Annotated in this window: 13 protein-coding genes; 4 read left to right on the top strand and 9 right to left on the bottom strand. The window is 59.4% G+C overall.

The window, feature by feature from the left end:
- Positions 1 to 45 precede the first annotated feature (45 nt).
- The gene (locus V8J84_RS00760) at positions 46 to 699 is read left to right on the top strand and encodes a hypothetical protein (protein WP_339927614.1); all 654 of its coding nucleotides are present in this window, start codon (positions 46 to 48) and stop codon (positions 697 to 699) included.
- Here V8J84_RS00760 and V8J84_RS00755 read toward each other — a convergent pair.
- Positions 665 to 1,522 (bottom strand): SDR family oxidoreductase, encoded by an 858-nt coding sequence (locus V8J84_RS00755; protein ID WP_339927613.1) that lies wholly within the window; start codon positions 1,520 to 1,522, stop codon positions 665 to 667. The genes V8J84_RS00760 and V8J84_RS00755 overlap by 35 nt on opposite strands.
- A 56-nt stretch (positions 1,523 to 1,578) precedes the next feature.
- Between V8J84_RS00755 and V8J84_RS00750 the strand changes: the two genes are divergently transcribed.
- Positions 1,579 to 2,202 (top strand): class I SAM-dependent DNA methyltransferase, encoded by a 624-nt coding sequence (locus tag V8J84_RS00750; RefSeq protein WP_339927612.1) that lies wholly within the window; start codon positions 1,579 to 1,581, stop codon positions 2,200 to 2,202.
- A gap of 16 nt (positions 2,203 to 2,218) precedes the next feature.
- Here V8J84_RS00750 and V8J84_RS00745 read toward each other — a convergent pair whose 3' ends face one another.
- Genes V8J84_RS00745 through V8J84_RS00730 form a run of 4 tightly spaced genes read right to left on the bottom strand, consistent with a single transcriptional unit; the run spans position 2,219 to position 6,975 of the window.
- The gene (locus V8J84_RS00745; RefSeq protein ID WP_339927610.1) at positions 2,219 to 3,010 is read right to left on the bottom strand and encodes a carnitinyl-CoA dehydratase; all 792 of its coding nucleotides are present in this window, start codon (positions 3,008 to 3,010) and stop codon (positions 2,219 to 2,221) included.
- Complete coding sequence (locus tag V8J84_RS00740; RefSeq protein WP_339927608.1) at positions 3,007 to 5,004, bottom strand: acetate--CoA ligase family protein; 1,998 nt, start codon at positions 5,002 to 5,004, stop codon at positions 3,007 to 3,009. Before V8J84_RS00740 ends, V8J84_RS00745 begins: the two co-directional genes overlap by 4 nt.
- A 57-nt stretch (positions 5,005 to 5,061) precedes the next feature.
- On the bottom strand, positions 5,062 to 6,222 hold the full coding sequence (locus V8J84_RS00735) for an acyl-CoA dehydrogenase family protein (RefSeq protein WP_339927606.1): 1,161 nt from the start codon (positions 6,220 to 6,222) through the stop codon (positions 5,062 to 5,064).
- Between the two features lie 9 nt (positions 6,223 to 6,231).
- Positions 6,232 to 6,975, bottom strand: a complete 744-nt coding sequence (locus V8J84_RS00730) for a class II aldolase and adducin N-terminal domain-containing protein (protein ID WP_339927604.1) — start codon at positions 6,973 to 6,975, stop codon at positions 6,232 to 6,234.
- A 142-nt stretch (positions 6,976 to 7,117) separates the two neighbouring features.
- Here V8J84_RS00730 and V8J84_RS00725 point away from each other — a divergent pair, with 142 nt between their 5' ends.
- Positions 7,118 to 7,810, top strand: a complete 693-nt coding sequence (locus V8J84_RS00725) for a fumarylacetoacetate hydrolase family protein (RefSeq protein WP_339927602.1) — start codon at positions 7,118 to 7,120, stop codon at positions 7,808 to 7,810.
- On the opposite strand, the gene V8J84_RS00720 is transcribed toward V8J84_RS00725, so the two are convergent.
- From V8J84_RS00720 to V8J84_RS00705, 4 genes are read right to left on the bottom strand one after another with little or no spacing between them, the layout of a single operon-like run.
- On the bottom strand, positions 7,804 to 9,483 hold the full coding sequence (locus V8J84_RS00720; protein ID WP_339927600.1) for an ABC transporter ATP-binding protein: 1,680 nt from the start codon (positions 9,481 to 9,483) through the stop codon (positions 7,804 to 7,806). The genes V8J84_RS00725 and V8J84_RS00720 overlap by 7 nt on opposite strands.
- The gene (locus tag V8J84_RS00715) at positions 9,483 to 10,388 is read right to left on the bottom strand and encodes an ABC transporter permease (RefSeq protein ID WP_339927598.1); all 906 of its coding nucleotides are present in this window, start codon (positions 10,386 to 10,388) and stop codon (positions 9,483 to 9,485) included. Before V8J84_RS00715 ends, V8J84_RS00720 begins: the two co-directional genes overlap by 1 nt.
- On the bottom strand, positions 10,388 to 11,362 hold the full coding sequence (locus V8J84_RS00710; RefSeq protein ID WP_339927597.1) for an ABC transporter permease: 975 nt from the start codon (positions 11,360 to 11,362) through the stop codon (positions 10,388 to 10,390). Before V8J84_RS00710 ends, V8J84_RS00715 begins: the two co-directional genes overlap by 1 nt.
- Before the next feature lie 25 nt (positions 11,363 to 11,387).
- A complete protein-coding gene (locus V8J84_RS00705; protein ID WP_339927596.1) occupies positions 11,388 to 12,965 on the bottom strand; it encodes an ABC transporter substrate-binding protein in 1,578 nt (525 codons plus the stop codon).
- A gap of 158 nt (positions 12,966 to 13,123) precedes the next feature.
- On the opposite strand from V8J84_RS00705, the gene V8J84_RS00700 reads away from it, so the two are divergent.
- On the top strand, positions 13,124 to 14,035 hold the full coding sequence (locus V8J84_RS00700) for a Gfo/Idh/MocA family protein (RefSeq protein ID WP_339927595.1): 912 nt from the start codon (positions 13,124 to 13,126) through the stop codon (positions 14,033 to 14,035).
- The last annotated feature ends 81 nt before the right edge of the window (positions 14,036 to 14,116 follow it).

Here is a 14,116-nt window from a genome sequence, read left to right as displayed (position 1 = left end):
TTGCGCAAGTGGCGCTTTAGTTGGCGCGACACAAAGGAAAACACCATGACAGCACCTGTGCGCATTTTTCGCTGGATCGTCTTCTTACTGGCTGCATTTTACTGCGTTCGCACGCTGATCTTTGGGAACTTCTCGGAATTTGGCGGGCCGTTTCGATATCTGACGATCTGGGCGCTGATCCTGTCATTCTTTGCGGCAAGCCGCATGATGGCCTTGGTCGAAGACCGAAGTGAACGCCGGTGGGACGGATTTGTTTGCGCCGTAGCTGTCGTGAATGCGATGGTCGTATTCCTGTATTGGCGGCTTTATTTCGCGGACCCCACATCGGTGACGCGCGACGGAGAGCTGGGGCAGTTTTACCTTGAGATGTACTTGCACGGGCTTGGGCCTGCCTTGCAGATCATCGACACGATCTTTGTGCATCGCAGCTACCGGCGCCTGACCGCGCCGCTGGCATGGCTGTTTGGCATTATCGGGACATATATTCTGTGGGGCGAATTGCTGGTGCAGCGGTTCAACGACAGCCCGATGGGTGAGGTCACATCCGGTCTGCCCTATCCGTTTCTCAACGATCTCGCGCTAAACGGGCGGATGGTGTTTTACGGCGTGAACTTTGCCACGGCTGTTGTGCTGCTGCTGGTCTTTGCGGGGATCGCGTGGGCGTTCAGGAAGATAAATCCTGCGCCAGAAGCGCCTTAAGCCCGCTGCGGTAATCGGGGTAAAGCAGCTCTACCCGCAGTTCGTCCTTGATGCGGTCATTCCGCACCTTTTTGCTTTCGGCATAGAAGCTGCGGGCCATGGGGGTCATGTCGGCGGTGGCAAAATCCTCGGCCTCTGGCACGGGCAAGCCAAGCAATTCAGCAGCATAAGCAATGACGTCCTCGGGCGGGGCGGGGTCGTTGTCGCAGACGTTGTAGGCCGCACCCGGATTGGGGCGATTGATTGAGGCCATCAGCACGCGGGCGATGTCGGCCACATGGGTGCGGCTGAAGACTTGGCCCTGCTTAATGATGCGCCGTGCTGTGCCGTTGCGGACCTTGGCAAAGGGGCCGCGACCGGGGCCGTAGATGCCCGCAAGGCGAAAGATGTGCAGAGGCAGATCGGGGATGGCGGACCACGCAGCCTCGGCCTGCACCCGCGCGATGCCGCGTTTGGTGGCAGGCGTCAGCGGGGTGCTTTCATCCACCCAGTCGCCCTGATGATCGCCGTAAACGCCGGTCGTGGACAGATAGCCGACCCAAGTGAATTGTCCCGCACGCGCGGTGATTTCATCATGCAGCGCTGCCAGCACTGGGTCGCCGTTTTCGTCGGGTGCTGCTGACAGCAAAAGATGGGTCGCGGCGTCTAGCGCGGGGATCATATCCGCGCCGGGCCATATCCGCGGTTCTGTGCCTGCCTGCATCAGCGCCACGGCTTTATCCTCGGACCGCGTGGTGCCGATCACGCGCCAATCGTCGGGCAGCAGGCGGGCGAGGGCGCGGGCGGAGTATCCGTGACCGAATGAAAGCAGTGTTTTTTCCATGTGATATAGGTGCTTGAGGCAAGACAGATGCGCAAGCCCCGTGCTAGCTATAATCTATGACACAGAATCCCGACCTTGATCGCGCCTATGCGATGCAAACGCGCGACGAAGCCAAGGCGCTATATGAAAACTGGGCGCCCAGCTACGATATCGGCTTTGCCGAACAGCAAGGCTATCAGTTGGCGCGCGAAGTTGCGCTGGCGTTTGTCGGGGCAGGCGGTGCAGGGCCGGTGCTGGACGTGGGCGCTGGCACGGGCCTTGTTGCGACGCATCTTGAGGGTTTGAATATAGGGCCTATCGACGGGCTTGATCTGTCCGGCAAGATGCTGGCCGTAGCCAAGATCAAAGGGCATTACGCCAACCTGATCGAGGCTGACGTGACCAAGCCGTTGCCCGAGGCGCAGACCTATAGCGGGATCGTCAGTGCGGGCACCTTTACGCTGGGCCATGTAGGGCCGGAGGGTGTGCTGTCTTTGTTAGACGCGGCGCAGTCCAACGCGCTGATGGTAATTTCCGTCAATCTGGCCCATTTCGAAAGCGCGGGTTTCGCCAAGCTTTTGGAGGATTTGTCGGACCGGATCAGCGATCTGACATTCAAGGACGTGCGCATCTATGATGACCGCGCGGACGCAGCCCATCGCGATGATGTGGCAAGGCTGATGATTTTCCGCGTGACCTGACGGGTGCTTGCGGGCCTTAGCGCCCTTTCCAGACCGGATCACGCTTTTCGGCAAAGGCGCGCGCGCCTTCAAGCTGGTCTTCGCTGGCATAAAGTGCGTCGACGGTTGGCAATTGCCGCTTGGTGATCCGGTTCATGGCGTCCTGAAATTTGGCGTCCTCGGCATCGCGCACGATCTCTTTGATTGCGGCATACACAAGCGGCGGACCCGACGCGATAAGATCGGCCATCGCGCGCGCTTGGGTCATCAGATCAGCGGCGGGATGGATATGGTTCACGATGCCCCAGCCGTGCGCCTCGGTCGCATCGAACCAGCGACCCGTCAGCAAAAGCTCCATCGCGATGTGGTAGGGGATACGTTTGGGTAGTTTGACAGACGCGGCATCGGCCACGGTACCAGAGCGGATTTCCGGCAGGGCAAATGTCGCATGATCTGCCGCCAGAATAATGTCAGCCGACAGCGCCAGTTCCAGCCCGCCACCACAGCAGATGCCATTCACGGCTGCGATCACCGGCTTGTTCATACCGCGCAATTCTTGCAGGCCACCAAAGCCCCCCACGCCATAGTCGCCGTCCACCGCATCGCCGTCATTGGCCGCCTTCAAATCCCATCCGGGGCAAAAGAACTTTTCCCCCGCACCCGTAATGATGGCCACGCGCAGATCGGGATCATCGCGGAAACCGGCAAAGACCTCGCCCATCATGCGGCTGGTTTCCAGATCAATCGCATTGGCCTTTGGCCGGTCAAGCGTGACCTCAAGCACGGCGCCATTTCTGCGGGTATGAACAGGGCTTTGGATATCGGTCATCGGTTTTTCCTGATCAGGGCATCAGCGGCAATCGCGTTTTTCGCTGTGCAGATAAGCGGGTTCACTTCAACCTCTTGCACGGTGTCGGCATTGGCAAGGGCATAGCCGGTGATCACCATGATCGCCGCAATGATTGCATCGATATCGGCGGCAGGCTTGCCCCGAAACCCTTGCAAAATGCGATAGCATTTCAGATGCGATAGGGCGCGTCGCACGCTGTCGGCGCTGGCTGGCAAGAGCAGTGACTGCGTATCGGACAACAGCTCGGTCAGGACCCCGCCCGCGCCAACGGTCAGGACAAGACCGTGGGCCGGATCATGGGTCACACCGACAAGAAGCTCTGCCACCGGATCGGGGATCATCTCTTCGATAAGAAAGCGGTCAGCATCCATGTTATGCGCCGCCACGATGATCTCGGCCTCTGACATGAGGTTCAGCGCAACACCACCGCGGTCAGATTTATGCGCGACCCCTTCGGCCTTCAGCACAACGGGATAGTGCATCTCCAGATTTGCAACTTCGGTTATCTGGCCGATTTGCGTATGACGCGGGACTGCAAGACCATGTTCAGCCAATGCGTGCTTGGCCCCAGCTTCGGTCAGTGTGATGGTGTCATGTGCAGCCGGACCGGTCACAAGATCGAGCGACAGATCGACGGGGGCGCAAAGAGCCGCCGCAGCCACGGCGCGCAATCCGCATCCCAGGCCGTTCAGCGGGATTACTCCGCCAGCCATTAGTTCTTCGGCCACGTCTTCGGGCATCAGTTCCGGCAGGCTTGCGATCACGGCGACAGGGCCACCGCGTTGCGCCATCGCCAGAGCGGCATCTATGACGCAGCGCCAATCGGTAGGGTCGCAACGGTCCTTGCGCGGGAAATCGACGATCAGCGCGACAAGCGCAAGATCAGGATCAAGCATGGCGGAAAACGCGTGTGTCATCGCGGTGGTGTCACGCCAGATGTAGGTGTGATAATCCAGCGGGTTCGCAAGCGCGACCTTGGGCCCCAGCGCATCTGACAGGGCCGCGGTTTGTCTGTCGGTCAGCGGAGGAAAGACGAGGCCCAACGGGGCCGCGATATCGGCGGCAAGCGATGCTTCTCCGCCGGAACAACTGATGGTCGCGATGCGGTTGGACGCAAGCGGCCCTGCGACGTGCAAGATTTTCAAGGTCTCAATCAGATCATCCAGATCGGCAACAGTGGCAAACCCGAACCTTGCCATCAGCGCGCGTGCGCCTGCGTCGCTCCCTGCCAAAGACGCGGTGTGCGACACGGTGGCCTGCTGCGCCTCCAGCGATGTGCCTACTTTCAACAGCACAACCCGCACGCCTTTGGCATGGGCGGCGCGGGCAAATGCCTGCCACTGTGCCAGATCGCCGAACCCTTCGACATGCAACCCGATGGCGGTGACACGCGGGTCGTCCAGCAATGCCATGGCGATCTCAGCCTGCGTGGTTTGCGCCTGATTGCCGCATGTAAACACATACGCCAAAGGCAGGCCGCGCGCCTGCATGGTCAGATTAATCGCGATGTTGGATGACTGGGTCAGGATTGCCACGCCACGGTCGCACGGCACACAGCCGTGCTGGTCGGGCCAGAGCAGTGCGCCGTCCAATGCGTTGATGAAGCCGTAACAGTTCGGACCAAGGATCGGCATGTCGCCAGCGGCCTGCAAAAGCGCCGCATTGCGGTCTTGCCCGTCCGCCACTTCGGCAAACCCGGACGCGAAACAAACCGCCCCGCCTGCACCTTTCGCTGAGAGGTCTGCAATGACGTCCAGCGTTGCATCGCGGTTTACGCCGACAAATGCGGCATCAGGGGCTTGGGGCAGGTCCGCAACGCTGGCAAAGGCGCCACCGTCGCCACTTGGATGCACGCGATACACATCGCCGGAAAAGCCGGCTTTCTCCAGCTGCTGGACCACGGCATGACACCACGCGCCCCCGCCGATGATCGCAATGCTTGCAGGGCGCAGAAGGCGTGACAGGTCCCGCATCACATGCCCACGCCCTGTGATTGGTCGGGGAGAGCGCCTATCCGCAGGACCATCCGATCAGGCCCCCAAGGCCCGCAGCAGATCGCGACTGATGATGTGCCGCTGGATTTCCGATGTGCCGTCCCAGATGCGTTCGACCCGCGCATCGCGCCAGAACCGTTCCAGCGGGTAATCGTCCATCAGCCCCATGCCGCCGTGCACTTGAATGGCTGCATCGGTGACACGCGCCAGCATTTCGGAAGCATATAGCTTGGCAGAGGCGATCTCGCGGTTGGCGGGCACACCTTTGTCGAGCCGGTCTGCGCTGGCAAGCGTCAACAGATCGGCGGCGTCAATCTCGGTAATCATGTCGGCCAGTTGAAAACTGACACCCTGAAACTTGCCAATCTTTTGTCCGAACTGTTCGCGTTCGGCGGCGTAGTTCAGCGCGTAATCGAATACCCGCCGCGCGCGGCCCACTGACATGGCGGCGACGGTGATGCGGGTCGCATAAAGCCACGTATTCATCACCTCAAAGCCGCTATCAACCTCGCCCAAGACCTGTGCATCGGGCAGGCGGCAGTCATCAAATTCGAGGATCATGTTCTTGTAGCCGCGATGGCTGACAGATTTATATCCGTCGCGGATCGTAAAACCCTTTGTGCCGCGATCGACCAGAAACGCGGTGATCCGTTTCTTGGGACCGCGCGGCGTGTCGTCCTCCCCCGTGGCGATGAACACGATGATAAAATCGGCATGTTCCGCGCCGGAAATGAAATGCTTGGTTCCGTTGACGACCCAGTCACCGCCGTCACGCACCGCTGTGCATTTCATTCCGCGGACGTCTGATCCGGCACCGGGTTCTGTCATCGCCAGCGCATCCATCTTTTCACCCCGCACGGCGGGCATCAGATAGCGATCAATCTGTTCGCCTTCACAGGCCATCAGAATGTTTTGTGGACGCCCGAAGAAATGGGTCAGCGCCATGGAGCCGCGCCCCAGTTCGCGCTCGACCAGCGCAAATTCGACATGGTTGAGACCGGCACAGCCAACGCTGTCGGGAAAATTGCAGGCGTAGAACCCCAGATCAATCGTCTTTTGTTTGATCTCTTGCGCGATCTCGGCGGGGACCTCACCTGTCCGCTCGACCAGCTCTTCGTGCGGATAGATTTCTTTTTCAACGAAACTCCGCACGGTGTCGGCAATCATCTGGTGTTCGTCAGTCAGGCCGTAAATCATGCGCGTGTCCTAATGTGCGTAGTCGCTGTTTTCAGCGTCCAGCAAGAGTTTGAGTTCGTCAAAATGCTTGGTCGCTTGTTCGGGATAGGTTTCAAGCTCGGCTGCGGTTTTCTCTGCCACATCATCGGACAGCACGCGCAGTGGCTGGCCGGTTTGCAGAGCGCGGATGTATGTCTCTGCGGCGCGCTCGAAGTAATAAAGGCGGTTGAACGTATCCGCGACCGTATCGCCGATGATCAGCACGCCGTGATTGCCCATGACCATCACCTTCTTTTTGGGGTCGGTGAATTGCGCGGCACAGCGCGCACCTTCATCCTCGAACGCCAGCCCGCCATAGCCGTCGTCGATCACGTAGCGGTTGAAGAACGTGCAGCAGTTCTGATCGATCGGCGGCAAGCGACTGTCCTGCAATGACGCCAGCACGGTGGCGAAAACAGAATGAACATGCATCGCGCAACGCGCGTGCGGCACAAGGCGGTGCAACCCGCCATGCAGGCCCCAAGCGGTCGGGTCAGGCGCGTCAGGTCCCTTCAGCGTATCGGGATCGTTGGCATCAACCACAATCATATCGCTGGCGCGGATACGCGAGAAATGCATCTGGTTGGGGTTCATCAAAAACCGCGTGCCATCGTCGTTGATAGCCAGCGAGAAGTGATTGGCCACGGCCTCGTGCATGTTCAGCCGTGCGGTCCAGCGAAACGCGGCGGCCAGATCAACGCGTTCGTCCCAATGGGTCAGGTTTTCTCCGGTCATGGGTGCGGCCTTTCATGTTCTGCTTGGGGCAGGCTGTCAGGGCCGCCCGCGCGGATCAAGTCGGTTTGCGAAATTTCCATGTCGCAGTCTGACGTTATGCAGTGATAGGCTAGGGCAACGCGATTTATCAGGACCACAGACCATGGATTACATCTTTCCGCCCCAAGCCCCCAGTTCGGTCCCTGTGAAAGGGGAAAGCGCGCAGTTTCCGGTGAACCGTGTGTTCTGCGTCGGGCGCAACTATGCGGCACATGCCGCTGAAATGGGCGGCGAAGTGGATCGCGAAGCGCCATGGTATTTTATGAAATCCGCCACGGCTGTTTGTGCCTCTGGCCAGACGGTGCCATATCCACCCGGCACGTCGAACTTTCATTACGAGATGGAGCTTGCCGTGGCGCTGGGCGGTGATGCCTTCGAGATCAGCACCGATGACGCGATGGCCGTCGTTTATGGCTATGCCTGTGCGCTGGATATGACGCGGCGTGACCGACAGCAGGACGGCAAGGACAACCGCCGCCCGTGGGATCTGGGGAAGGATATCGAAAACGGTGCAGTGATCGCACCTATCACAAAAGCAGCCGATTTGGATGATCTGGCCGGGCGGCGCATTCAGCTGGCGGTCAATGGTGACACCAAGCAGGATGCGACGCTTGATGATATGGTGTGGTCCGTTGCCGAGATCATCAGCCATCTGTCGCGGTATTATCACCTGCAAGCCGGTGACATGATCCTTACAGGCACGCCCGCCGGTGTCGGGCCTGTTGTGGCGGGTGACGTGATGGACGGTCAGATTGACGGGCTTGATCCGGTGCAGCACCGGCTATCGGATCAGTAAGGCAGCCCCGGTGTGAGCGATAACAGCTCTTTGCTATAGGCAGCTTGAGGGGCGTCAAAGAACGGCTCTGACGCGCCAGCCTCTTCGATCCTGCCGTTGCGCAGCACTGTTACATCGTCAGACATTTGCCGGACCACAGCAAGGTTGTGGCTAATGAACAGGATGGTCAGATTGAACTTGGCTTGCAGGTCCTTGAGCAGGTTCAGAACCTGCGCCTGAATGGACACATCCAGCGCACTGGTGGGCTCGTCACAGATCAGGAACCGCGGACGGGCCAGCAAGCCACGGGCGACAGCAATGCGCTGACGCTGACCGCCTGAAAACTGGTGCGGATAGCGGTCAATCGCTGTGGGCTCCATTTCAACCAGTTCCAGCATCGCAGCGGCCAGCGCGCGGCGTTTGGCCTTGTCGTCTTCCAAACCGTAAAGCGCCAGCGGCTCTGCCAGAATGTCACCGATGCGGTGGCGGGAGTTCAGCGATGAGTAAGGGTCTTGGAACACCATCTGGATGATGCGCCGTGCGGGGTCATCGCGGGCACGCTGTTTGGCGGGTGGCAGGGTCCGGTCGCCAAGGACCACCTCGCCTGATGATGGGTGCACCAGACCTGTGATCGCCTTGGCGAGCGTTGATTTACCTGACCCGCTTTCACCGACCAGACCCATGACGGTGCCGGGGCGGACGTGCATATTCACATTGTCGAGCGCCACATAAGGATCGGGTTTGTGAAAAAGGCTGGTGCGCTGGCCCGCAAACTTCACCGTCAGATCGCGCACTTGCAGGCCAATCGGGTCCTCTTGCATGCCGCGCATCAACCAGTCTTCGGCGTCGATGCCTTGGGTAATCGCTGGCGCTGCATTGATATCTTCTTCCGGCACGCGAAACCGGTCGAGCTTTTTATCAAGACGCGGGACAGCGGCCATCAGCGCCTTGGTATAGGGGTGATCGGGAGAGCCGAGGACCTTATCCGTGACACCGCTTTCCATCACCTTGCCGCCGCGCAAAACGGTCACTTTGTCTGTCACCTGCGCAATGACGCCAATGTCGTGCGTGATCAGGATAAAGCCTATCCCGCGCGTATCAGCAAGGCGGCGGATCAGCGCGAGAACCTGGGACTGCACGGCCACATCAAGCGCGGTTGTGGGTTCGTCCGCGATGATCAGATCGGGGTCGGTGCAAAGGGCCAAAGCGATGACAACACGTTGGCGCATGCCCCCCGAAAACTGGTGCGGATAGGCCGTCAGGCGGTCAGAGGCGTTCTTGATCCCGATCTCTTCCAACAGATCAACGGCGCGCTTGCGTGCAGCAGAGGTGCTGACATCGATATGGGCTTGGATTGTTTCGATCAACTGATCCTCAACCGTCATCAGCGGGTTCAGTGACGTTTGCGGGTCTTGGAAAATCATCGAAATCCGGTCACCGCGCACGGCGTGCGCCTCATCCCGCGTAAGGCTGCGCAGGTCGGTGTCATCCAGCATCATCGTGCCGTCAGCGACAAAACCGGGCGGTTGCAAAAGACCGATGATGGCGGCGCCGATGGTGGATTTGCCAGCGCCGCTTTCCCCGACGAGGCCGTGGATTTCGCCCTTTTGAACGGCGATATCCACGCCTTCAATTGCGGTGAAATCACCGTGGCGGGACGGGAATTTGACGGTGAGGGTTTTCACGTCCAGCATCAGCGCAGCCTTGGGTTAAAGACGTCGCGCAGGAAGTCGCCAAGAATGTTGATCGACACGACAAGTGCGACAAGAAACAGCGCCGGCACCCACAAAATCCACCATTCGCCGGAAAACAGAAAGCCCATGCCGATGCGGATCAACGTGCCAAGCGACGGGCTGTCAGCGGGCAGGCCGATACCAAGGAACGATAGCGTGGCTTCCAGCAGGATCGCGCTGGCAAGATCAACTGTCATGATCACCAGAAGCGGCCCAAGGATGTTGGGCAGGATATGCCAGAACATAACGCGCAGCGGGTGCTGGCCCATGATCATCGCGGCTTGCACGTATTCCTTGTTACGCTCCACAAAGGTCGAGGCGCGCGCGGTCCGCGCAAAGTTGACCCAAAGCGACAGCGCGATTGCAATCGTCAACACCACAACGCGCAGGTTTTCCTGTTGGTCCGGCGGCAGAATCCCCCGCGCAATCCCGTCAATCAGCAATGCCGTCAGGATCGCGGGTAGGGCCAGTTGCACATCAGCGATGCGCATCACAACAGCATCAAACTTGCCGCCGTAATAGCCCGCTGCCAGTCCAAGCGTCACGCCAAGCACGGTTGCAATCGCCATGGCCGACAGACCGATCATCAGGGACAGGCGGGCACCGTACAAAATGGACGATACCATATCGCGGCCCTGATCATCGGTGCCCAGCAAAAAGCGCGGGTCGCTACCGGATTCCCAGACGGGCGGCAACAGACCATCCAGCAGGTTGAAACTGGACAGATCATAGGGGTCCGTCCGCGCGATCCACGGGGCGAAAACTGCGCCCCCGATCACGAGGATGGCCACAATCGCCGCGATGATCGCAGCAGGGCTGTGGCGGAAGGCGTAAACCCCGTCGCTATCCCAAATGCGGGCCAACATTACGCCGCCTCCTTCACGCGCAGGCGCGGATCAATGGCAAGGTAGAGCAGGTCCACCGCCATGTTCACCAGCACAAAGAAAAACGCGATGACGACAAGATAAACGCTCATCACCGGAATATCGACAAAGCGGATGGATTCAAGAAACAGCAACCCCATCCCCGGCCACTGGAACACGCTTTCCGTGACGATGGAAAAGGCAATGACGCCGCCGAACTGCAAACCGATGATCGTGATCACGGGGATCATCGTATTGGCCAGCGCGTGTTGGTAATAAAGCTGGCGATAGGGGATGCCGCGCGCCGTGGCGAAACGGATATAATCCGAACGCATGACCTCCATCATCTCGGCGCGGACAAGGCGCATGGTAAGGGTCAGTTGATAAACGCCCAACGTGATCGCAGGCAGGATAAGAGAGCGCAGGCCGTCAACCGTCAGAAATGATGTCGTCCAGACACCAAGATCAACTGTGCCACCGCGCCCGAACGTAGGCAGCCAGCCCAGTTGCACACCAAAGAAGAAGATCAGCATGATACCGATGACAAAGGTGGGGATCGACACACCAACCAAGGTCGTCAAAAGCAACGCCTGCGTCAGCGCCCCACGGGGCCTGAGCGCGGTATAGACCCCCGCCGGAATGCCGATGATCAACGAAATGATAAGCGCCACAATCCCAAGCTCAAGCGTGGCAGGGATACGGGTGACAATCATCTCGGACACTGGCTGACGCGTGCGATAGGAAAAGCCGAAATCGCCTTGCAGCATATCTGTGGCAAAACGGTAAAACTGGATCGGGAACGGATCGTTCAGCCCAAGCTCTTCGCGCAGGCGCTCCTGATCCTCGACCGTGGTTTCCACGCCGGTCATCTGGCTGACAGGGTCACCCACAAACCGGAACAGCGAAAACGCAAGCAGGGCGACGGCCAGCATCACAAACACCGACTGAACCAGTCGTTTGAGTATGAAATAGACCATCGCCCTGCGGTTTCTTATCTGTCGCTTAGTTCACGTCGACCCAGCGCAGCATGAAGAAGTTATCGGCGCGTTGTGTCACGTCGATATTGTCCTTCATCGCCCAGATCAGCGGTTGGGTGTAAAGCGGCACATATGCGACATCTTCCTGTGTCAGGGCCACGATCTCGTCGATCAGTTCCTGACGCTTGGCCGGATCAAGTTCCTGCTGCACCATCGGCAGCAGTTCATCAACGCGGGCGTTGGAGTAGTTGCCAAAGTTCCACGAGCCAAGCTTCTTTTCATCGTCCTGGCTGTGCAGAAGGAAGCGGATCGGGTGCTCTGCGTCAAACGTACCTGGCGACCAGCCCAGCAGGTACATGTCGAAGTCATCGGCGCGCAGCTGCTCCCAGTAGTTCCGCACTGGCATCGTTGTCAGTTCGGCATCAAGCCCGACAGCGGCGAACATGGACGCAGCAGCACGGCACAGGGATTCGTCGTTGATGTAACGGTCGTTTGTGCACTTCAGGCCGAACGAGAACCCGTCAGGATATCCCGCCTCTGCCAGCAGTTCACGGGCGCGGTCGGGGTCATAGCCGGGGCGGTCGCTGTTGGCATCCGAATAGCCAGAGATCCCTTCCGGCACCAGTTGCGATGCAGGCTCGATCTTGCCGCGCATGACTACGCGGTCAATCGCGTCGATATTGATCGCATGCGCCGCAGCAAGGCGGACGCGCGGGTCGCTAAACGGGTTTTCATCGGTGACGTCGGATGAATAAAGCAGCGTGTCATGCTCGTGGCCAAAGCCGAACATGATGACACGGGTTTCTTCGCCCTCAAGCACCTTGAAACCGTCACGCCCTTCGATCTGGGCCACGTCCTGCAACGGCACAGGCTCGATAAAGTCGATCTCGCCGGACAGAAGTGCGGCAAGGCCCGTTGCGGCGTTGCCGATTGGTGTCAGGATCGCCTCGGTCACGTTGCCACGGTCTTCGCCCCACCAGCCTTCGTGCGGTGTCAGGCGCGTTTCAACGCCCGGATCGCGCGATGCAACAACAAACGGACCGGTGCCGTTCACGTTGCGGGTGGCAAAGTTTTCGGCATCGCGGGCTGGCAAGGCTGCATCATTTGCCTCGGCCCAATCGCTGTCCATGATCATGAAGTTGGCGATGCTGTCAGGGAACAGCGGGTTCGGGGCGCTGGTCACGAAATCGACGGTGTAATCATCAACCACGCGCACGTCGGTAACCGGCGCGAACCACGACCGCACGTCAGAGGCTTCGGACGACGCACGCTCATAGCTGAACATCACGTCTGCGGCGTCAAACGTCGATCCGTCCTGAAACGTCACACCTTCGCGCAGCGTGAACCGCCAGCCGTTTTCACCCTCAAGCGGCTCCCATGCGGTGGCCAGTGACGGCTCGATCGACATATCGCGGCCACGGCGGACAAGCCCCTCATAGACATTGTTCAGGAACGACAGCACAGGCGCGGAACTGACCGCGTGCGGGTCAAGCGTTTGCGGGTCGGTCGTGGTGGCATAGCGGAATGTTTCTGCAAAACTGGCGGTTGCCGCCAGCAGTGCGGCACCGGTCAAAGCCGTGGTGCGCAGGTATGAAATCGGCATTTGTGATATCCCCATGGGTTCATGCAAGACCCGAATGGTGGTGCGACAACCTGTCCACGTCAAGGAAGCCACGATCACAATCTGTGTGCAGATACGTTGAGATTGCAGATGCAACCGCCTATGGCTGATGCAAACAAGGCAAAACGGGACCCAGCGCAATGACCAAAAAAATCGCACTTGTCGGTATCGGAAAAATCGCAGTGGACCAGCATGTGCCAGCGATCAACGGGTCGGACGATTGGGAACTGGCCGCAACGGTCAGCCGCTCTGGCAGTGTGGATGGGATACCTGCATTCACGGACATTGACGCGATGCTGGCGGATCGCAGAGATATTTCGGTTATTTCGCTGTGCCTGCCGCCTGTCCCGCGCTTTGCCTACGCCGCCAAGGCGATTGCGGCGGGTCGGCATGTGATGCTGGAAAAGCCACCGGGTGCCACGCTGGCCGAGGTGCACGAGCTTGACCGTATGGCGAAAGATGCGGGCGTCACGCTGTTTGCGACGTGGCACAGCCGTGCGGCCAAAGCCGTCCAGCCCGCCCGCGCATGGCTTGCTGACAAGACCGTCACCGCGGCGCATATCAACTGGAAGGAAGACGTGCGCAAATGGCATCCGGGACAGGAGTGGGTGTTCGAGCCGGGTGGCATGGGTGTCTTTGACCCCGGCATCAATGCGCTGTCGATCATCACCGAAATCCTGCCGTTTGAGATGCACCTCAAGCATGCCACGCTGGAATTCCCCGAAAACCGCGATACGCCAATCGCGGCGCAGATGCAGTGGTCCGGCAACGTGTCCGGTGACTTCGACTGGCGCCAGACAGGCCCGCAAAGCTGGGACATTCGGGTGGAAACCGATGCGGGCGTGCTGGACCTGACGGACGGCGGCACGCGGCTTAAGATCGACGGGAAGGAACAGGACACAGGCGATCTGGGCGAATATCCCGCACTTTATCAGCGGATGTCAGAGCTGGTCGCAACAAGCCAATCTGACGTGGATCTGCGCCCGATGGTGCATGTGGCCGATGCGTTGACTTTAGGAAAACGCGTTATCGTTGATGCCTTTCATTTCTAACGTCGCCTGTATCATTTTGCCAAAAATACTCCCGCCGGAGGCTCCGACGCTGGCAAAATGACTGTCGTGAGCAATTCGCAC

The sequence above is a fragment of the Yoonia sp. 208BN28-4 genome (assembly GCF_037543925.1).
In the GTDB taxonomy this organism is placed as follows: Bacteria; Pseudomonadota; Alphaproteobacteria; order Rhodobacterales; family Rhodobacteraceae; genus Yoonia.
Note: the sequence above shows the minus strand (reverse complement) of the source record. Positions and strands in the feature narration are given on the sequence as shown.

Bases quoted from the DNA above. Each gene is read 5' to 3' on its own strand.
- V8J84_RS00760 (WP_339927614.1), top strand. From the start codon at position 46: ATGACAGCACCTGTGCGCATTTTTCGCTGGATCGTCTTCTTACTGGCT.
- V8J84_RS00755 (WP_339927613.1), bottom strand. From the start codon at position 1,522: ATGGAAAAAACACTGCTTTCATTCGGTCACGGATACTCCGCCCGCGCC.
- V8J84_RS00750 (WP_339927612.1), top strand. From the start codon at position 1,579: ATGACACAGAATCCCGACCTTGATCGCGCCTATGCGATGCAAACGCGC.
- V8J84_RS00745 (WP_339927610.1), bottom strand. From the start codon at position 3,010: ATGACCGATATCCAAAGCCCTGTTCATACCCGCAGAAATGGCGCCGTG.
- V8J84_RS00740 (WP_339927608.1), bottom strand. From the start codon at position 5,004: ATGCGGGACCTGTCACGCCTTCTGCGCCCTGCAAGCATTGCGATCATC.
- V8J84_RS00735 (WP_339927606.1), bottom strand. From the start codon at position 6,222: ATGATTTACGGCCTGACTGACGAACACCAGATGATTGCCGACACCGTG.
- V8J84_RS00730 (WP_339927604.1), bottom strand. From the start codon at position 6,975: ATGACCGGAGAAAACCTGACCCATTGGGACGAACGCGTTGATCTGGCC.
- V8J84_RS00725 (WP_339927602.1), top strand. From the start codon at position 7,118: ATGGATTACATCTTTCCGCCCCAAGCCCCCAGTTCGGTCCCTGTGAAA.
- V8J84_RS00720 (WP_339927600.1), bottom strand. From the start codon at position 9,483: ATGCTGGACGTGAAAACCCTCACCGTCAAATTCCCGTCCCGCCACGGT.
- V8J84_RS00715 (WP_339927598.1), bottom strand. From the start codon at position 10,388: ATGTTGGCCCGCATTTGGGATAGCGACGGGGTTTACGCCTTCCGCCAC.
- V8J84_RS00710 (WP_339927597.1), bottom strand. From the start codon at position 11,362: ATGGTCTATTTCATACTCAAACGACTGGTTCAGTCGGTGTTTGTGATG.
- V8J84_RS00705 (WP_339927596.1), bottom strand. From the start codon at position 12,965: ATGCCGATTTCATACCTGCGCACCACGGCTTTGACCGGTGCCGCACTG.
- V8J84_RS00700 (WP_339927595.1), top strand. From the start codon at position 13,124: ATGACCAAAAAAATCGCACTTGTCGGTATCGGAAAAATCGCAGTGGAC.